Raw genomic sequence first — 19,193 nt, 5'->3', positions numbered from 1 at the left:
GAAAAGGCAAAGGCAAGAGAGAGCCTGCGCGCTGCCCTTTTGGGGGCGTGGAGCTAGTTTCTTTCTTGCCTTTCTATCGGTATGCGGATTGGTTTATCCCTTTCGCAACGGCGTTGTTAGAACTCTGCCGACTTCGGCGTGCGTGGGAAGGGGATGACGTCGCGAATGTTTTGCATGCCGGTAACGAAGAGGATGAGCCTTTCGAAACCCAAACCGAAACCTCCGTGGGGGCATGAACCAAAGCGACGTGTGTCTAGATACCACCACATGTCCTTCATGGGGATGTGGCGTTCTTCGATTTGAGCCACCAACTTGTCGTAGTTTTCTTCGCGAACACTACCGCCAATGATTTCGCCTATTTGCGGGAACAGCACGTCGGTGCCTTGCACCGTGCGGCCATCTTCGTCTAATTTCATGTAGAAAGCCTTGATACCCTTGGGGTAGTGGGTCATGATGACAGGCTTTTTGAAGTGCTCTTCAACCAAGAAACGTTCGTGTTCGCTGGCCAAGTCCATGCCCCAGCTAACGGGGAACTCGAACTTTTTACCGGCTTTTACGGCCTCTTCGAGGATGTTTATGCCCTCGGTGTAGTCAAGTCGAACGAACTCTTCGCTCACAACACCCTGCAAACGTTCAATCAGTGTGTTGTCTATCATCTTGTTGAGGAACGCAAGGTCGTCCTTGCAATTGTCTAATGCCCAGTGCACACAATACTTAATGAAGTCTTCTTCGGTGTCCATCAGGTCGTCAAGGTCGATGAAAGCCATTTCGGGTTCAATCATCCAGAACTCTGCAAGGTGGCGTGGCGTGTTGCTGTTTTCGGCTCGGAAGGTTGGCCCGAAGGTGTAAATCTGCCCCAAGGCCGTTGCTCCAAGCTCGCCTTCAAGCTGTCCGCTCACGGTAAGGCTAGTCATCTTGCCGAAGAAGTCGTCGTTATAGTTAACCTTTCCGTCCTCGTCTTTCTTCAAGTCGTCCAGTTTTTTCGTTGTAACCTGGAACATTTCGCCTGCCCCTTCGGCATCGCTAGCGGTGATGATGGGCGTGTGGAAGTAGAAGAAACCATGCTCGTGAAAGTATTGGTGAATGGCAATGGCCATGTTGTGGCGTATGCGCATAACGGCTCCGAAGGTGTTGGTGCGCAAGCGGAGGTGTGCGTGCTGGCGCATATACTCGAAGGTTTGGCCCTTCTTTTGCATGGGATAGTCGCTGCCGCAGCCGCCCAAGAGTTGCAACTCGGTGCATTGAATTTCCGAGTTTTGGCCTTGGCCTTGGCTTTCCACCAGCTTGCCCGTTGCGCTTACGCATGCGCCGGTGGTTATTTGTTTAAGTAATTCGGTGTCGAACTTTGTTGGGTCGACAACTATTTGTACGTTGTTGATGGTAGAACCGTCGTTTAAGGCGATGAAATCTACCACCTTACTGCTGCGGTGAGTTCGTACCCAGCCCTTCACGTTGACCTCTGAGCCGAAGTCAGTACGTTGAAGAACGTCTACAATCTTTGTTCTACGAGTTTTTTCCATTGATGTTTTTTTGTTAGGAGTTAAGGAGTAATGGAGTTAAGGAGTTAAGTTGAGTAGTTAAAGGAGTTATGGAGTTAAGGAGTTAAGCCAAATGCTTTTCCGCTTTTCGCCTTTTAAAGGCGTTAGCCATTTTTCACCTTTTCACCATTAGGAGTTAAAGGAGTTAAGGAGTTAAGGAGTTAAGCCAAATGCTTTGACGGCGCAGCCATTTTTTTCACTCCGTCTTATTCTCGACTTTTTATTTCTTACTCCTTTATCTGTCTATATTCCTTCATTAACTAAGATGTTGAGTTATGCCTTACACATATTACCATGGAAAAGGCCTACTAAATAAAGCTTTTACAGTTCATTGCCATGAGAGTTATTCAGTATTCCTCGACAATATCCATTAAGTACTTTACTTACTTCCTCTATCTGTATAGCCATTGTTTCGTACGTGTTGCTGTCGATGTAGCCTAAGTCTTTTGACAAAAGAACGTAGTACCTGCATTCTTCCAAACTACCTTGCGCAATATTCAAGAACCGCAATTTATCGGCTATCCCCAATTTCCTATATCCCTCAGCTATATTAGCGGGTATGGATACCGCTGCTCGTTGAAACTGCGAGCAAAGTCCGAAACGTTCATGGGCAGGGAAATGGCTACTCAGTTGATAGACAGCAAGTACAAACGCATGTGCCTTCTGCCAAGCGACAAGTTCTTGGAAGCGTTTTGTTTGCATACGACTTAACGCCTTAATATCATAAGCTAAGTTGTTAAGAAGCCAGGCGATAAAGAGTTTAGCCAGCACAACAAAAGCATTTGGCTTAACTCCTTAACTCCTTAACTCCTTAACTCCTATGTTTATTATTCAAAAGCCCCCATTCTCAGCATGTCTACTTCCTTCTCGGTAAGGAAACGCCAGTCGCCACGTTTGAGGTTCTTCTTGGTGAGTCCGGCGAATTGAACGCGGTCAAGGCGCACCACGCGATAGCCTAAGCTTTCGAATATACGGCGCACGATGCGGTTCTTTCCGCTGTGGATTTCAATTCCCACTTGTGTCTTGTCCTTGTCGTTGGCATACTCGATGGCATCTGCATGCACTTCGCCGTCGTCGAGCGTAACGCCTGTTGCAATCTGTTGCAAGTCGTGTTCGGTAACTTCCTTGTCGAGGAACACGTGGTACACCTTCTTCTTCAAGAACTTGGGATGAGCCAACTTACTGGCCAAGTCGCCGTCGTTGGTGAGCAGCAGCACACCCGTTGTGTTGCGGTCGAGTCGGCCAACGGGGTAGATACGCTCAGGACAAACGCCCTTAACGAGGTCCATCACCGTCTTGCGTTGTTGTGGGTCGTCGCTGGTTGTAACGTAATCCTTGGGCTTGTTAATCAGCACGTACACTTTCTTTTCGAGCGTTACGGGCTGGTCGTGGAAGATAATCTCGTCTGAACGAAGTACCTTCGTACCCAATTCGGTAACAACATTGCCGTTAACCTTCACCATACCCGACTGAATGAACTGGTCGGCCTCGCGCCTGCTGCATACGCCGGCGTTGGCTAAGAACTTGTTCAAGCGCAGTGGCTCGTTGGGGTCGATGTTCTCTTCCTTATATTCTATACGCTTTTTCAAGCTGTATTTTGCATTTGGATCGTAGTCGGGCGTGCGTTGGCGATAGTTGCCTTGTTGGTAACCGCCGCGTTGCTGATAGCCGCCGCGTTGTTGATAACCGCCTTGTTGGTAGCCGCCGCGTTGCTGATATCCGCCGCGTTGTTGATATCCGCCGCGATTGTTATTGTTGTTGTACGAGCGTTGCTGGTAGCCGCCGCGTTGCTGATAGCCGCCTTCCTCGTTGTTATAACGTGGACGATAGCCTCCTTCTTGACGTGGTTGGTAGTTGGAACGCTGCTGGTAACCACCTTCTTGGTTGGCTTGGTAGCTGCCTTCTTGGCGTGGACGGTAGCCGCCCTCTTGCCTAGGTTGGTAGTTGGCGCGCTGTTGGTAGCCGCCCTCGCCCTCTTGTGCGTTGTTGTAACGCGAACGGTATCCGCCTTCTTGACGTTGTTGGTATCCGCTGCGGTTGTTGCTGTTGTAGCTGCTGCGTTGCTGATAGCCGCCACCTTCGTTGTTGTAATTGTTGTAACGAGGGCGGTATTGCCTTTGTTGTGGTGCTGCGCCGGTTTGCAAGTTGGCTCCAAATCCTTCGGGACGGAACGCTCCTTCGTCTTCTCCGCCGCTACTTCTGCGGTCGGTACTGTAAGCGCGTTGGGTGTGAATTCGTGGCCTTTGCGTTCTTGCACCGGCATTTCCATAGGTTCGGGAATAGCTTCCACCTGCGTTGTAGCCTTCACGGCTTTCCTCTTGCTGTCCTTTCGACGTGTCTTGAGGGGTCTTTTCCATTTCTGATTCCATAATTTTAATTCTTTTTTAACCTCACGGTTGCGTTAATACTTTACTTTTAATTCTTTTAATTTATAGTTTAGTTAGGTTTATAATACTTAGTTTACGAGTTAACCAGTTGACCAGTTTACGAGTTAATGCGTTTATAGGTTTACTGGCTTTCTTTTATCACTCATCTTGTTCTCTTGTTTCTTAGCTGCCCTGCTTACACCCCTGTATAGTTGCAGGGATTAATGGCGAGCAGCTCTTTCTTCACGTCTTCGTTTACGTCCAGCTGATTAACAAAGTCGTGAATGGTGCGTTCCGTCATCTTCTCGTTCGTGCGTGTTAGGGCTTTCAACGCCTCGTAGGGGTTGGGGTAAGCCTCTCTGCGCAAGATGGTTTGTATGGCCTCGGCCACCACCGCCCATGTGTTCTCCAAGTCTTCGGCTAGCTTTTCTTCGTTGAGAATGAGCTTGCCAAGCCCTTTAAGTGTGCTTTGGAAGGCGATGAGTGCATGCCCCATTGGCACGCCCACGTTGCGTAGCACGGTAGAGTCGGTGAGATCGCGTTGCAAACGACTAACAGGCAGCTTCTGTGCCAAGAACTGTAACACGGCGTTTGCCAGCCCTAGGTTGCCCTCACTGTTCTCAAAGTCGATGGGATTAACCTTGTGCGGCATCGCGCTCGAACCCACTTCGCCCGCCTTTATCTTCTGTTTGAAGTAGTCCATAGATATGTACATCCAGAAGTCGCGGTCCAAATCGAGCACTATTGTGTTGATGCGGCGCATGGCATCGAATGCTGCGCCCATGTTGTCGTAGTTGCTTATCTGCGTGGTTAGCTGCTCGCGCACCAGTCCTAGCTTATCGCTGACGAAACGGTTGCCAAACTCGCGCCAGTCTATTTGTGGGTAAGCCACGTGGTGGGCATTGTAGTTGCCCGTGGCTCCGCCAAACTTAGCCGACATCTTGCAGGCTTTAAGCTGCGCCAACTGCTCTTCCAAACGATAGGCAAACACGCCAATCTCTTTGCCAAGACGTGTGGGCGATGCTGGCTGGCCGTGCGTTTTAGCCAACATGGGCACGTCTTTCCACGCTTCGGCATATTTGTTTAGCTGCCCAATCAGTTCTTCCAGCAGCGGATAATAACATTCTTCGAGTGCCTCTTTCAGCGAAAGTGGCACGCTGGTGTTATTGATGTCTTGCGAAGTTAGCCCAAAGTGGATGAACTCCTTGTAAGGTTCCAAGCCGCCAATGGCATCGAATTCTTCCTTAATGAAATACTCCACGGCCTTCACGTCGTGGTTCGTTACCTTCTCGATGTCTTTAACACGCTGTGCCTTAGCCTCGTCGAAAGTGCGGTATATGTTGCGTAGTTGGTCGAAACGCTCGCTGCCCACACCGGCCAATTGCGGCAAAGGCAGCTCACAAAGGGCGATAAAATATTCTATTTCAACCCTTACGCGATAGCGGATAAGGGCATATTCCGAGAAGTAGTTGGCTAACGGTTCGGTTTTACCGCGATAACGGCCATCGATAGGCGAGATGGCTGTAAGCATGTTAAGACTCATATAACTTTATCGTACTAATTGAATTGCAAATTTACCACAATAAATTGACACTTCCATGTTTTATATATTAAAATGTGTCTTGTAGTGAACTTTTTTGGTAAAAAAGTGCCTTGCGCCCGTTGAGGGCAGGCCGTTGGCTTGCTCGTTGGTGCCATCTTTTTGCAATAAAGGCTTTGTTGAAAGTGGATTTTTTGCTATCTTTGCGTGCAACAGGTCGAGAAGGCCGTACCAACAATCACCACGTAATCACTATGCTGACATCAAAAAACAGTTCAACTCTACATGTAAACGAACATAGCCGAACACAGGAAAACAAGCAAGCAGAGCCTTTCTTTGCTTGGCATTGGCGCATTGTCCAGTGCGTTTGGGTAGTCCTCTTTTTGTTGTTCGCCATCCGCGTTGCCGCCGAAGACGGCGAGGTGGAACGAGTTGCCATGTCTGAAGATAGCGTAAGCGTAAAGAACGAGGTGGCGGACTCGGTCCTTTGGGCACAACCCCTGCCTGCCATGCAACCCGAAACAAACCCTACGGACACGGCCTTGCATCGCCAAGACTACCCTCGGTTCGACCGAAGCTTAACCTATGTGGGCCTTCCGCTCATCCTTGCAGGCGTGTTGGGCAGGGGCGAACGCCACCGCGTGTACTACTTGCACAAAGAGTTTGTGCCCGAATTCAAGTCGTCGGTCGACGATTATGTGCAGTTCGCACCCTTTGCCTTAGCCACGGGCTTGCAGGTAATGGGTGTTCGGGGCAAAAGTTCCGCCGTTCGTTATTTGGCTAGTAGTGCCATGTCGTTTGCCATCATGGCTGCCATCGTGAACACCATTAAGTTCACCGTCAACCAAATGCGCCCCGACAACAGCACGCGTAACTCGTTTCCCTCGGGACACACGGCAACGGCTTTCGTGGCTGCAACCATCCTTCACAAGGAGTATGGGCTCACGGTAAGCCCGTGGTACAGCTTTGCGGGGTATGGCCTGGCCACTGCCACGGGGGTGATGCGCATGCTTAACAACCGCCATTGGATGAGCGACGTGTTTTGTGGGGCGGGTATCGGCATCATGTCTACCGAGTTGGCCTATGCGCTGAGCGACTTGTTGTTTAAGAAAAAAGGATTGGTTGCTCCCGAAAAGCACAACCTGGTGGACCTAAGCACGCACCCTTCGTTTTTCTCCATACGAATGAGCGGAATTCTAGGGCAGCAACGACTTCGCACGCCCGACAGCTTTAAGCCTACATTGGGCGATGTTCCGTTCCTTATGCAGTTTGGAACAGGGGCGATGGTGGGCGTGGAGGCCGCCTATTTCTTTAATCCCTATATCGGTGTTGGTACCTCGTGGCAACTGGTTGGACATCATGTTAAGCACCTCGACAAGCCGTTTAGGCGACCCTCTGCCACGGCAAACCTCCCCGAAGGCGTTACGTTTGACTTCTTACGCACAGGCCTAAACGAACTTTGTTCCTCTTTGGGACTTTATTTGGCATGGCCTTTTGCGCCTCGCATGTCTTTGGGCGGACAGTTTACCGTTGGGCGCAACATCTTTAAGGGCATCTCGGTGCGCGCCATGAAGGAAGGGACGGTGAAGAGCGGAACACCTGAAAGTTACACCGATACGCAGCAAAAGTACACCACCGAATGGGACTTCCTCACCATCCAAGGCAACAAGGCCCTGCGTTTAGGCACAGGCATGTCGTTCACCGTGGCCTACAAGCAGGCTTACAGCTGGCGCGCGTTCCTCAATCTGAATTATTCGTTCAACACGTTTACCTTGACGTTGAACCCTTCGGAATGGAAACAACACGAGTTTCCCGATGCAAAGAACCTGCCCAACGAGGTGATTACCGAGCGCATAAAGAAGAAACTGTTGCAACTAAGTGTCGGTACGGCGTTTTGTATTTCGTTTTAAATGCGTGGTAAAGATTAAGCAGTTGGCCACCAACCGCTTTTTTTCGGGAGCCTTATTGTATAGGCTTTGTCGCATTTCTTCTTTGTCGCAGGGCAGCCCTCTCGTCACTTCGTCCTCTCGTCAGCAAACAAAATTGAGAGATTTTTCACTCATGGCGCACCACACCTTTTATATAATGCGGTCGTCATAAGTGAGAAATCTCTCAAATGATGCATTTTCTTTGCTTATGCGTTGTGGTTTGCTTGTGTAATGCGGTTGTATTACACAGCAGGCGTGGCGTTAGCCTTTGGCGCACCGTCCACCCGTTTTTTGCTACGCTTAACCTTGAACTTGTCAAATCCATTTCCATAAACGCCGCTCACCGACGATTGCGTAACAAAGGCGTGCGGGTCTATTTCGTCAATCATACTGTACACTTGCGATGCCTCACGTTGTTTGGTCACAAGAACCACCAGCTTGAGATGATTACCCGAATAATAGCCCGTGGCATCGATGATGGTGCATCCGCGGTGGGGTGGGGTGCTCGTTATGCGTTGGCAAATCTCTTCGTAACGTTCGGAAATGATGAGAAACTGAACCGAGCGTTTGCCCATATTCACCACTTGGTCGAGCACAAACGACACCACGATAAGTCCCACATAGCCATAGATAACTTGCTCCCAACTCTTCAAAACCAAGTAGCTAAGGCTTACGATAATCATGTCTACCAGCAAGATAACGCGTCCAAGAGAAATGTCGCGATACTTGTTGATGATGGCCGCAACGATGTCCGACCCACCCGAACTGCCATGATAAGACAGTCCAAAGCCCAAACCGATACCGCAGAAGCACGACCCGATGATGCAGGCCATGAAAGGCTCGTCGCGAAGGATGGTGGGATGGGGGAAGAGTTGGCGGAACAACCCAACGAACATCGTCATCATCGTTACGCCATAGATGGTTTTCAAGCAAAACTTAAAGCCCAAAACTTTCAGGGCAATGGCAAGAAGTATCAGGTTCATGCCAAAGTAGGTGAACTGCACGGGGGTGTGCGTACCCCAAAAGATGATGGACGAAAGACCGGCCACACCACCTGTGGTGATGTGGTTGGGCAGGTAAAAGGCCACCCAACCCAAGCTATAGAAAGCCATGCCGATGCCAATCATCACGTAGTCGGTAAGTTCCCGATATATGGCTTTTTGGTTTACAGCTGTCATTATGCGGTAAGTTGTGAAAGGTTTTGTTTGTGTGCGCTTTTACGTTTTGCCCTTTATTTGGCGGCTATGCACTCTACTTCTACCAAGGCGCCCTTCGGCAATGCCTTCACGGCCACGGCCGAACGGGCAGGGAAAGGCTGCGAGAAAAACTCGGCATACACTTCATTCATCTCGGCGAAGTTGGCCATGTCCGAAAGGAAAACGGTGGTCTTAACCACGTTGTTCAGGTCGGTGCCTGCCGCTTGCAGCACGTTTCGCGCATTGGTAAGCGATTGGCGGGTTTGTTCTTTCACGCCGCCCGGCACAAATTCGCCCGTCGTTACGTCTACGGGGAGTTGGCCTGAGGCGAAAACAAAGCCGTTAGCCTCGATGGCTTGACTGTAAGGGCCGATGGCCTTGGGTGCTTTTTCTGTGTTGATTGCTTTCATTTGTGTTGATTGTTTCTGTAATTGCGTGCAAATATAATAATAAAACTTGACGTGGGCAAGTTTGCCCCTGTTTGTGTTTTTTATTTGTTCGGCGTGTTGTAAATTGCGCTTTTTTCACTATATTTGCATGAGAGAGGATGCACCCCGTGGGCAATGGCAAGCCACATAGGCCGCAATCGCATTTTGGCACGGTGTTTGCCATTCTACAATAGGGTTGCCCGATAAGGCATCAATCAATGCGCCTTAACGGCAACTAAGTAATTATTAAACGAAAATACAGGAGGAATAAAGTATATGAAAAGCCAATTTTCACCCAGGGTTTCAGAGGTTCTGGCCTTCAGTCGCCAAGAGGCAACGCGGCTGGCCAGCAACGTTGTGGGGCCCGAACATTTGCTGCTGGGCATCTTAAGAGGAAGTGGCGGCCCTGTAAACGAACTCTTCGAACGGCAGAACACCGACATCGAAGCCATGCGCTTGCAACTGGAAGAGTTGGCTAAGGCGCATGCACAGCATGTACCCATGCCCAACAACGAGGTGGCCCTTAACGAAATGGCGAACAACATCCTGAAATTGGCCGTGTTGGAGGCACGCATACAAAACACGCAAACCGTGGATGTGCAGCACCTTTTGTTGGCTATGCTGCACGACCGCGTGGACAATGCCGCCAAACAGGTGCTAGAAAGCAACAACTTGAACTACGAAGACACCTTGGCTTACCTGCAAAAGCGGGCTATGCCATCGCAAGATAGCCTCGGACTTTCCGACGACGAGGAAGACGAACCCATGCCAGGCAACAGCGGCGCACAACGCAACGAACGTGCGCAAGCTACGCAAACGGCTAAGGGAAACGGCAAAACGCCCATCCTCGACAGCTTTTCTACCGACCTTACCCAGGCCGCAATGGAGGATAACCTCGACCCCGTGGTGGGTCGAGAACGCGAAATTTTGCGCGTTACCGAAATTCTCAGTCGCCGTAAAAAGAACAATCCCATCATCATTGGCGAACCGGGTGTGGGCAAAAGTGCCATCGTCGAGGGGCTTGCGCAGCTCATCGCCAAGCGCAAAACGTCGCCCGTGCTCTTTAACAAGCGCATTGTGAGCCTGGATATGGCGGGTATGGTGGCCGGAACGAAGTATCGCGGACAGTTTGAAGAGCGTATTCGCGGATTGCTCAAAGAAATAGAGAACAACCCCGACATCATCGTTTTCATCGACGAGATACACACCATCATCGGCGCAGGAAGCACGCCTGGCAGCATGGATGCCGCCAACATCATGAAACCGGCGTTGGCCCGTGGCACCATACAATGCGTTGGAGCCACCACGTTAGACGAGTATCGCAACAGCATCGAGAAAGACGGCGCGTTGGAAAGACGTTTCCAAAAGGTGATTGTCGAACCCACAACGGCCGACGAAACCTTGCAAATCTTAGAGAACATTAAGGATAGGTACGAGCGTCATCATCACGTGGCATACACCGAAGACGCTTTGCGCGCCTGTGTCAAACTGACAGAACGCTATGTCACAGATAGGGCTTTCCCCGACAAAGCCATTGATGCGCTCGACGAAGTGGGCGCAAAAGTGCACTTGCAACACGTGGAAGTGCCGCCGGCCATCATCGAAAAGGAGAAAGAATTGGACGAGGCGAAGCTGAAAAAGCAAAACGCCGTGGTGAACCAAAACTACGAATTGGCCGCCAACTACCGCGACATGCAACTGCGACTGGAAAAGGAATTGGAGGCACTGAACTACGCTTGGGCGTTTGGCGACAACGACAATCGCCAGCCCGTAACCGAGAAAGAGGTGGCCGAAGTTGTGTCGATCATGACGGGTGTGCCCGTGCAACGGATGGCAGAAACCGAAGGCGTAAGGCTCAAAGGCATGGCCAACGAACTGAAACAGGCGGTTGTGGCGCAAGATGCAGCTATCGAAAAGATGACTAAGGCCATTCTGCGCAACCGCGTTGGACTGAAAGAACCCAACCATCCCATTGGTGTTTTCATGTTCCTTGGCCCCACTGGCGTGGGCAAAACCTATTTGGCCAAGAAGTTGGCGCAGTTTATGTTCGGCAGCGACGATGCCCTTATACGTGTAGATATGAGCGAGTACACCGAGAGCTTTAATGTGTCGCGCTTGGTGGGTGCGCCTCCGGGATACGTGGGCTACGAAGAGGGCGGACAGCTAACAGAGCGTGTTCGCCGCAAACCTTACTCCATTGTACTGCTCGATGAAATTGAGAAAGCGCACGGAAATGTGTTCAACCTGTTGCTGCAAGTGCTTGACGAGGGGCGCCTTACCGATGGAAACGGCCGCTTGGTAGACTTCCGCAACACGGTTATCATCATGACTTCGAACGCCGGAACACGCCAGCTGAAAGAGTTTGGACGTGGCGTAGGCTTTAACACAGGTGGCGCCTTGGGGCTTAACATGAACGAGAAAGACAAGGAGTATGCCCGCTCGATTATCCAAAAGAACCTTAGCAAGCAGTTCGCGCCTGAGTTCTTAAACCGTCTTGACGAGATTATCACCTTCGACCAACTAGACCTCAACGCCATCAATCGCATTGTCGACATCGAGTTGAAGGGGCTTTACAAGCGCGTTGAAGACCTGGGCTACCACCTGGAAATAACGACTGAGGCCAAGAGTTACGTTGCATCGAAGGGCTACGACGTGCAGTTTGGTGCGCGTCCCTTAAAGCGAGCCATTCAAACGTACATCGAAGACTTGCTGGCCGAACGCATTCTCTCAGACGAATTGGCCCTTGGTGGCACCATCGTTATAGACAAGTGCCCCGACAAAGAAGAACTTTTGGTTAAAGAAGTGGTTGCATCCTAAACCCTCCAATGCAGGTTTCGGCCTGTGTTGTGGTCATTGTAGCCCGCTCTTTTAAAGCTTAACGGGGACATCATGCACTAGCCATGATGTCCCCGCTTTTTTATGATGCTTGGTTGCACGTGTGGCCAGATGGAAGTAAGTCGTGGCAAATGATGATGCTATGCTATGTGCGTTAGCTCGGGATAACGATAAATACCATTCTTGCTAGCCGTATGGCTAGCAGCCATTCCAATAAGCAAGTCCACTTCTTAACTCGTTAATTCGTTAACTACCAATCTCGTCAACTAAGCCTCTCGTTAACTTGTCAACTCGTCAACTCGTCAACTGAATATCTCGTCAACCGCCCATCTTTTGTCAGCTTTTCAGTAAGAATTTTAACATTATGAGTGCCTTTTTTGCCCACAAACTGCCCTTCGGCCCGAAAAAATCGATTCTCGCGAAGGTTTATTTGGTGCAAAAAGGGGGTGGGGTATAAATACAGACACGGCCATTTTGTTTTGCATAAATGTGCAAATTATACAGATTGTTGTGCCATTTGATGCGCAAAAACTGCGATTTGCAGCTAAATGGACTGCAATTAGCACCAAAATGCAGTGTATTTTGCACCAAAACGCAGTGCAATTAGCACCAAAACGCAGTGCAATTAGCACCAAAACGCAGTGCAATTAGCACCAAAACGCAGTGCAATTAGCACCAAAACGCAGTGCAATTAGCACCAAAACGCAGTGCATTTTGCATCAAAACGCAAGGCATTTAGCATCAAAACGCGAGTCGATATGTATTAATATACATTGTATGCAGAGGCAAAAATGTTCTATTTGGGTTGAAAATGGGTACCGAATATGGGCAAAAAGGTACTTTTAGGCGCGTTTTTGGGTGGCTAAAAACAGGTTGTTGGGCATGAAAAAAAGACGAGTCAACAACAAAATAGAAAGGCAAAATGGTGCTAAATGCAGGTGTTGTTCTTAAAAATGGACATAATACGAAATGCCCAAGGCGGCAATTTACGGCCATTTTCTAGCTTTTTGCCCTTAAATCTTTCTAGAAGGGGGTGGAGAATAGGGTGTGTTTTGTAAAATATTTTTAAGATTGTAAGTTGATGAGTTGATGGGTTTGTAAGTTGCTTTAATTGGGAAGTTGGTGAGTTTGTGGGTTTATAAGTTGGTAAGCTTGTGAGTTTGTAGTTGGTGAGTTTATGAGTTGATAAGTTGTGCAGTTGGTAAGTTTGTGAGTTGTTAAGGGTATAAGTTGGTGAGTTTATGAGTTTTGATAAGTTGTGCAGTTGGTAAGTTGGTGAGTTGTTAAGGTTGTAAGCTGGTAGGTTGTTGAGTTTGTTAGTTGGTAAGTTGATGAGTTTTGTAAGTTGTTTAGTTGGTAAGTTAGTGGGTTAGTTAATTTCGTTAATTGTTGATTGACAACGATATGGCACTGCATGTCCTGCTGCAACTTGACACGATGACCAACGGAGAAGATGACGTCGAGGTTATGATTTAACGGGTTTGTCTGAATTTGCAATGTGCATTTTTTTGCACCTTGCTATTTTCATCTAGCTCTTCTTCCTCAAATATATTTCTAACGTGCTTGGTTATAACGCTACGGTCTCGACCAAAAAGTTCGCACATTTGAGCCTAAGACAGCCACACTGTTTCGTCTTCGAAACGTACATCTATCTTCATTCTTCCCGTCTTTAGATTGGTAGATGAGCATATCATCACGATTGTTTGTCTCCATACTTTACTTTGATTTTTAGCAGAGTTTTCGGTAAAAGCCCTAAACCTGACCTTACCTCAACGTTCCCTTACAGGAAAGGTTCATTCAAAAGAGGTTTCAACATATCCTCGTACAAAGCATTCCTGTCAATAATTGGCTGCACCTCATCACCCACAATTCGAGACGAGGGGATAAGGCAGATTACATAAACACTACCGTTTATAAAGTAAGGAACTGCATGCAAAGGTGCTTTGCTTTCGGCTATCAAGAAATACTCCCTTTTAAAGGCACTAATGTCCCACCCTTTTTCGGCAGACTTCAAGGCTACGATGGTTATAAAATCTTTCTGTACACCGTCTTTAAGTACCCATACGTCCTTTGCAGTAACCAAAAGAGAATGCCTCAACCATTTGGCATCCATGCCTTTGATCACAGCTTTTATAAGCCATGTGTTAGCCTTGTCTTTGTGCTTGCCAATAAAAGTCTTGCCTGTCCATCGCAACCTATGCGTGCTCTCAACCTGTGTAACACGATAGCTTGGCACTTTCTTCCCATTCATGGAGTCAGGCTGTATAATCTCATTCTTGTTTTGTTGTGCATGGTCTTTTATGCACAACGATGCTGTTTGCGCAATGCAATTGCAAAACACGCAAGTTAAGCAAACCATATTTAACGTTAATCTTTTCATGCAGTCTTTATACTTTTTGTCTCTTGAATTTTTGTCGGTTTGACATTGGGGTAATGGAAGGTTTAGCGGCTGCCTCAATTTCTATATACAACTTTCCGGCCTTTATCAACCTGAAAATAACCTCATCACTCGGTAAATACCCTCCTATCCCTGATATACTCAAAAGAGCCATGTCACAACTCATTATCAGAGTAAGACATAGCTCTTTCTTCTAAATTTTATTTTTGGCGCACATCCTTGCCGATGAGGCCGTTCTTAGTGACTGTTTCCCATTGGAATACTTACGCCAATCATGCCGCTAATCGTGCGCGTATCTTGCCCGAAGTACATGTAATCGGTGGCCAGTGTAACAGGGCCAAGCTTGAAACCAAGTCCCAGGCCCGTGCCTTGGCTTTGTATCATCGAGTAGCTTAGGGCGATGCCGATATGGCGGTTAAAGCTGTAATTGCCTGCAAGGGTCAGTTCGGATTGCGTATTTACCTCGCCAAAGCGTGTGGTGGAGAGCGCGCCAACGGTCAACTTGTCTTCGAGCAGCTTGTATTGTGCGCCCAACACCATTGTGGTGCGTAGCGAAGTGGTGCGCGATTTGCTCTCTTCGGCCTTCAAGTTCCACAGGTCCGAGTTAAATATCTCGCCGCTTTCTATGGTTTTTCTGAATTCCTGGCGATGCTCTCCTGCATGTACGCCGTCGAAGTCGTACACGCGGTTAAAGTCTGAAACGCCCTTAATGGTGCTGCCCTGCCCCCACGAAATGAAACCCAGGTCGAGCAAGGCTGCCGACAAAGTAAAGTCGCGCCCAAGCTTATAGGCTGCTCCAAGGTCTACTGCCGCGCCAAAACCGGCTAGGCCGCCGCTGCCGCTGTAGTCCATATTGTCTACGTATTTGTTGTTATCCGTAACGAAAGTCAAGCCCGCCATCGAGCCTTGCACCTCTGCGCGCGCCTTGATGGTGGCCTTTCCCTTAACCTTTTGCAGCTGTTCTTCGGTAATTGTCGACCAGTCTTGGTTGGCTGCAATATCTCGCAGGTTGGTTTGCATGGTAATTTCGTCAACCTTCATGTTGATGTCTGCGATGCCAAAGAGCAGCTTAACCTTGGCTCCCAGCACCAGTCGGTCGCCAAAAGGCCTTGTGTAGCCCACGCCTGCCTCCATGTACGAGTTGATTTTGGCCTGCATACCATTGGTGTGCAGGTTGGCATTGGCCCACGATTGGTCGCTCATTCCGCGCGAGGCTCGCATGAATTCGAACACGTCGCGCTTAACGTTTGCATCCAAATCGAGCTTTAAGCTGAGGTTAACGTTCCAGAAACCATCGCCGGCCCACCAGCCCGCAGCGGCCAAATCGCTGGCCAACGACATGTTCAGGCGGTTGTTGTCTTTCAGCTGGTTGATGAATTTGTCGGTGGTAAAGTAGTCGGCTGTCTTTGAGCTGTTCAGCAGGTCAGAGAAATATTCAGACGAGATGGCGTTAGAACTAACGCCCATATTTATTGAGCCCACGAAGGGAACGGTGACATATCCGCGCGAAGGTGCAAGTGCGGGGTTAAGCTGTTGCTTAAAGCTTACGCCTTCCATGAAAAATGTTGTGCGATTGAATTGGGCGAACATCGCCATTGGAGCGATGCCCAACAATAGGGTTGCAAGAACTTTCAGATTTCTTTTTGGGGTTGTTTTAATGTTCATCTATTATCGAGGAATTAAGTTATCAATCTTTTGATATTGTGCTGCAAAGGTACGATTTGTTTTACATTTAACAAAGCTGTTTAACGAATTATTGCACAAGCAGGTTAATAACAAACTTCCTTTGTGCAGACTTTTAGTGCGTTGTAGGTGTGGTAGATGGGCTTTTGGGACTTGTAATGTGTGCCTAGAGTCTGTGTTTCTTAGGTTAGTAAGTGTGGTGAGCTGATTGCTTAACGTATGGATAGGCTGGCTATGAAAGGGCTTGCAAACCTGCAACATAGGCCGTTTGCCTGTTGGTTGGGGCATAGGGCGGCGAGAATGGGTGCGAAACGGAAAAGGCAAGGGAGATGGGCGAACAGCTGTTTGTGACTGTTCGCACATCTCCCCGTAAGTGTTCGGTTGTGACTTTTGGCCGTTGCGCGTTGCGCTACAATTCAAATTTATAGCCAACGGTGAATTGGAAAGTGTAGTTTTTGTTGGTCAAATCCCAGTGATCGAACAATGAAACAAGGCCAGGGCAGTAGCGTGCGTCAAGCACGATGTTGCTGAACTCGTAGGATAAACCGATGGGTATGGCTATATCATAGTCACGCATATTTGTGTTTTTATACTCAGGAAGAGACCTAACATAGTCTCTAAAACACATATCTCCTGATACGCCTTTGCGTTCCTGATGTATTCTGTCGCTCAGCACAAGGCCAGGTTGCACGCCAACCTTCGCAACTAAGCCGTTAGTAATATGGAAATTGAAGAGTACAGGCACGTTGAGGTATTCTATTTTCACGGTGGTTTTATGATCTTTGTCGGTTTGTTTACAGCCTTGTAGCGAGTAAAGGGCACCTAGGGTGAGCGAGAAAGATTTGTTAAGTTGGTAATTGAGTTCAAGACCTCCGCAGAAGCCAGTTCTCGTGTCCACCTCAAACTTTGACTTAGTTAAGCTACTCAGGTTTAATCCCACTTTGGGCAGCAGGCTGAATGTGCCTGGTTCGGTTTGCGCGAACGTTGTTGCGGCGAACAGCAACGATAGGCATAGGGTTGTAAGTGTTTTCATGTTCATTTGTTGTTTTATGGTGTTTTATATGGTGATGTGTGTTTAGGGCAGGGCTGCAAGAAACCTTAGCTTACCTCCTGGCATTGTAGTTGGCTCCACGATGCCACCCCTTGCGTGGGCAAAGCGTGGGCTCGTGGAGCTGTGTATGTTACAAGTCGAACTTATACCCGACGGTGAATTGGAACACGCTGTTGTGCCCGTTGCGCCACCATGAGCGGGTGGTAACGTTGTTTAAGCCGAGGTTGTAGCGTGCATCGAACACCAATTGGCGATATTGGTACGAAATGGCGAAAGGCATAGACAGGTCTACCGACTCGATGTAACCGTCGTCCCAGTGTAGGCGTTTCATCGAACGGTGGAAGTCTTCGTCGTAGCTGTATCCGTCCGTTCTTAGTGTCACGGCATCGTTCACCAGGATGCCCGGCTGCAAACCAACCTTTAACTCAAGCCCCGGTGCCACGTTGAAGTGCACCATGAAGGGCAGGTTGAGGTAGTCGAGATGGATGTCCGTGCGGAAATCCCTGCTGTAAAACCACGTGTTGGTTCCTTGTTGCGAATAGATAAGCGACCCAGAGAGCGTTATCACGTCGGAAACGCGGCAGCCCAGTTCGCCGCCCAAGGCCAACCCGAAGCGCACATCTCCACCCCAGTTGGTAACCGTGGCGATGTTGAAACCGCCCTTAGGCATAATGTACCATTGGGACGAACGCGCATAACTGCGCCTTACCGTTCGTCTACGTTGCGAAAATGCGTTCACCGTGACGGCTAATAATAGCACCATCAATAAAATCTTTTTCATAATTCTAGTTGTTACAATTCAGTTGATATAGTAAACAATAATTTAAATAGATACGATGATGCAGAGCCTGCACCATTAAGATTTTTCAAGGTATTCTCTCTATTATCTCGTGGCAAAGATATGTAAAAAAACAATACAAAGCTTATTCTGATATGTATTTTTAACTTGTTTTAGACTTGTTGTGCGGTAAGTGCCTGCTTTAACATTTGCCTATGCCAACAAAAACGTTTATCTTTGCAAGGCAAGGGAACGGCCATTGAGGGCCGCCCGCTAACCGCTACAACTTTCGTATGGCCCGTTTGCCGCCACGTTGCTGCGCCTGTTGTGCACGGCGAGAAGGCAAAAGCGGCCGAAAACAAACTAAATTGCCCCACCCCTATGAAGCATGCCGCAAAGATAGATGTTGCCGTGTTGATATTGTTTTTTAACCGTCCCGAACCTTTTGAAAAGGTGTTCCAGGCGGTGAAAGCGGCGCGCCCGTCGCGGCTTTTCCTGTATCAAGACGGACCGCGAGGCGAGAAAGACATGCCCGGCATTGAGGCTTGCCGGCGCATTGCAGCCGACATCGACTGGGAATGTGACGTGAAACACCTATACCAAGAACGCAACTACGGCTGCGACCCCTCCGAATATATCTCGCAAAAATGGGCTTTCTCGATGGCCGATAAGTGCATCGTGCTGGAAGACGACGACGTGCCCACGCAGAGTTTCTTCCCCTTTTGCAAGGAAATGCTCGACCGATACGAACACGATGAGCGCGTGTGGATGGTGGCGGGCTTTAACAGCGACGAGCAAACAAAGGATGTTGCGGGCGACTACTTCTTCACTTCGGTGTTCTCCATTTGGGGTTGGGCGTCGTGGCGGAGGGTAATCGACACGTGGGATGCCGACTATCGGTTTATGGACGACCCCCAAACGCTTGCCCAACTGCGCCAACTTATCGCCCAACGGCAACTTCGCCCCGACTTCTTAAAGATGTGTGCCGACCATAAGGCAAGCGGAAAAGCCTATTACGAAACCATTTTCTGGGCCTCGATGCTGCTCAATTCGGGCGTGGCCATCATGCCCACACGCAACCAAATAAACAATATCGGGGTGATAGAAGATTCTACGCACTTCTCAACCCTCAACACCATGCCTGCTCCCTTGCGCCGCATCTTCACCATGCAGCGTATCGAGCAGCGCTTTCCACTTACCCATCCGCCCCACATTATCGAGCATGTGGCCTTTAAAGAGCGCGTTTATCGCCGCCACGCATGGGGACATCCGTGGATTAAAACGCGCTATGCCTTTATCGAACTGTGGCTCAACCTGCGCCGCGGCAACTTTAAACAGATTGGCAAGTCGGTGGCTAAGCGCGTAAGAATGTGGCTCGGCATGGAGAAACATCGCTGATGGCGATACTTTGGCAGCACCTGTATCTCCCCGAAAAAGGCAGGTTGCCGCAAC

The 19,193-nt window shown here is 49.0% G+C and carries 13 protein-coding genes; 3 read left to right on the top strand and 10 right to left on the bottom strand.

The features are described from left to right. Window positions 1-116 precede the first annotated feature (116 nt). The 4 genes from asnS to purB all read right to left on the bottom strand — a co-directional run bounded on the left by asnS (window position 117) and on the right by purB (window position 5,447). Window positions 117-1,520, bottom strand: a complete 1,404-nt coding sequence (gene asnS, locus HMPREF0670_RS09730; protein ID WP_009230984.1) for an asparagine--tRNA ligase — start codon at window positions 1,518-1,520, stop codon at window positions 117-119. A 339-nt stretch (window positions 1,521-1,859) separates the two neighbouring features. Then, entirely contained in the window at window positions 1,860-2,240 is a 381-nt protein-coding gene (locus HMPREF0670_RS09725) for a four helix bundle protein (RefSeq protein ID WP_009230983.1), read from the bottom strand. 125 nt (window positions 2,241-2,365) lie between these two features. Continuing rightward, window positions 2,366-3,907: a pseudouridine synthase gene (locus tag HMPREF0670_RS09720; protein WP_044078101.1), complete on the bottom strand. Its 1,542-nt coding sequence runs from the start codon at window positions 3,905-3,907 to the stop codon at window positions 2,366-2,368. A gap of 193 nt (window positions 3,908-4,100) precedes the next feature. Then, window positions 4,101-5,447 carry an adenylosuccinate lyase gene (purB, locus tag HMPREF0670_RS09715; RefSeq protein ID WP_009230981.1) on the bottom strand — a complete coding sequence of 449 codons (1,347 nt, stop codon included), beginning with the start codon at window positions 5,445-5,447 and terminating at the stop codon, window positions 4,101-4,103. Window positions 5,448-5,698: 251 nt separating this feature from the next. On the opposite strand from purB, the gene HMPREF0670_RS09710 reads away from it, so the two are divergent. Beyond that, window positions 5,699-7,354, top strand: a complete 1,656-nt coding sequence (locus HMPREF0670_RS09710; protein ID WP_083786833.1) for a phosphatase PAP2 family protein — start codon at window positions 5,699-5,701, stop codon at window positions 7,352-7,354. A 260-nt stretch (window positions 7,355-7,614) separates the two neighbouring features. Here HMPREF0670_RS09710 and HMPREF0670_RS09705 read toward each other — a convergent pair whose 3' ends face one another. Together HMPREF0670_RS09705 and HMPREF0670_RS09700 are read right to left on the bottom strand one after the other, a co-directional pair. Further along, window positions 7,615-8,550, bottom strand: a complete 936-nt coding sequence (locus HMPREF0670_RS09705) for a YitT family protein (protein WP_009230979.1) — start codon at window positions 8,548-8,550, stop codon at window positions 7,615-7,617. Window positions 8,551-8,603: 53 nt separating this feature from the next. Next, window positions 8,604-8,978 (bottom strand): RidA family protein, encoded by a 375-nt coding sequence (locus HMPREF0670_RS09700; protein WP_009230978.1) that lies wholly within the window; start codon window positions 8,976-8,978, stop codon window positions 8,604-8,606. A gap of 294 nt (window positions 8,979-9,272) precedes the next feature. Here HMPREF0670_RS09700 and HMPREF0670_RS09695 point away from each other — a divergent pair, with 294 nt between their 5' ends. Next, window positions 9,273-11,813: an ATP-dependent Clp protease ATP-binding subunit gene (locus HMPREF0670_RS09695; protein ID WP_009230977.1), complete on the top strand. Its 2,541-nt coding sequence runs from the start codon at window positions 9,273-9,275 to the stop codon at window positions 11,811-11,813. Window positions 11,814-13,611: 1,798 nt separating this feature from the next. On the opposite strand, the gene HMPREF0670_RS09685 is transcribed toward HMPREF0670_RS09695, so the two are convergent. The 4 genes from HMPREF0670_RS09685 to HMPREF0670_RS09670 all read right to left on the bottom strand — a co-directional run bounded on the left by HMPREF0670_RS09685 (window position 13,612) and on the right by HMPREF0670_RS09670 (window position 17,744). After that, window positions 13,612-14,082, bottom strand: a complete 471-nt coding sequence (locus HMPREF0670_RS09685; protein ID WP_232213896.1) for a hypothetical protein — start codon at window positions 14,080-14,082, stop codon at window positions 13,612-13,614. Window positions 14,083-14,466: 384 nt separating this feature from the next. Beyond that, entirely contained in the window at window positions 14,467-15,894 is a 1,428-nt protein-coding gene (locus HMPREF0670_RS09680; RefSeq protein WP_009230974.1) for a DUF5723 family protein, read from the bottom strand. A gap of 427 nt (window positions 15,895-16,321) precedes the next feature. Next, window positions 16,322-16,945 carry a porin family protein gene (locus HMPREF0670_RS09675; RefSeq protein ID WP_044078185.1) on the bottom strand — a complete coding sequence of 208 codons (624 nt, stop codon included), beginning with the start codon at window positions 16,943-16,945 and terminating at the stop codon, window positions 16,322-16,324. Window positions 16,946-17,093: 148 nt separating this feature from the next. After that, on the bottom strand, window positions 17,094-17,744 hold the full coding sequence (locus HMPREF0670_RS09670; RefSeq protein ID WP_009230972.1) for a porin family protein: 651 nt from the start codon (window positions 17,742-17,744) through the stop codon (window positions 17,094-17,096). Between the two features lie 378 nt (window positions 17,745-18,122). Between HMPREF0670_RS09670 and HMPREF0670_RS09665 the strand changes: the two genes are divergently transcribed. After that, on the top strand, window positions 18,123-19,139 hold the full coding sequence (locus HMPREF0670_RS09665) for a hypothetical protein (protein WP_009230971.1): 1,017 nt from the start codon (window positions 18,123-18,125) through the stop codon (window positions 19,137-19,139). Window positions 19,140-19,193 lie beyond the last annotated feature (54 nt).

The organism is Prevotella sp. oral taxon 317 str. F0108, from assembly GCF_000162415.1.
GTDB lineage: Bacteria > Bacteroidota > Bacteroidia > Bacteroidales > Bacteroidaceae > Prevotella > Prevotella conceptionensis.
This window is presented reverse-complemented; position numbering and strand designations above follow the sequence as displayed.

Coding starts and splice junctions, on each gene's coding strand:
- HMPREF0670_RS09700 (WP_009230978.1), bottom strand. CDS start 8,978: ATGAAAGCAATCAACACAGAAAAAGCACCCAAGGCCATCGGCCCTTAC.
- HMPREF0670_RS09725 (WP_009230983.1), bottom strand. CDS start 2,240: ATGCAAACAAAACGCTTCCAAGAACTTGTCGCTTGGCAGAAGGCACAT.
- HMPREF0670_RS09685 (WP_232213896.1), bottom strand. CDS start 14,082: ATGAATGGGAAGAAAGTGCCAAGCTATCGTGTTACACAGGTTGAGAGC.
- HMPREF0670_RS09675 (WP_044078185.1), bottom strand. CDS start 16,945: ATGAAAACACTTACAACCCTATGCCTATCGTTGCTGTTCGCCGCAACA.
- HMPREF0670_RS09680 (WP_009230974.1), bottom strand. CDS start 15,894: ATGAACATTAAAACAACCCCAAAAAGAAATCTGAAAGTTCTTGCAACC.
- HMPREF0670_RS09710 (WP_083786833.1), top strand. CDS start 5,699: ATGCTGACATCAAAAAACAGTTCAACTCTACATGTAAACGAACATAGC.
- HMPREF0670_RS09670 (WP_009230972.1), bottom strand. CDS start 17,744: ATGAAAAAGATTTTATTGATGGTGCTATTATTAGCCGTCACGGTGAAC.
- HMPREF0670_RS09720 (WP_044078101.1), bottom strand. CDS start 3,907: ATGGAATCAGAAATGGAAAAGACCCCTCAAGACACGTCGAAAGGACAG.
- HMPREF0670_RS09695 (WP_009230977.1), top strand. CDS start 9,273: ATGAAAAGCCAATTTTCACCCAGGGTTTCAGAGGTTCTGGCCTTCAGT.
- HMPREF0670_RS09665 (WP_009230971.1), top strand. CDS start 18,123: ATGAAGCATGCCGCAAAGATAGATGTTGCCGTGTTGATATTGTTTTTT.
- purB (WP_009230981.1), bottom strand. CDS start 5,447: ATGAGTCTTAACATGCTTACAGCCATCTCGCCTATCGATGGCCGTTAT.
- asnS (WP_009230984.1), bottom strand. CDS start 1,520: ATGGAAAAAACTCGTAGAACAAAGATTGTAGACGTTCTTCAACGTACT.
- HMPREF0670_RS09705 (WP_009230979.1), bottom strand. CDS start 8,550: ATGACAGCTGTAAACCAAAAAGCCATATATCGGGAACTTACCGACTAC.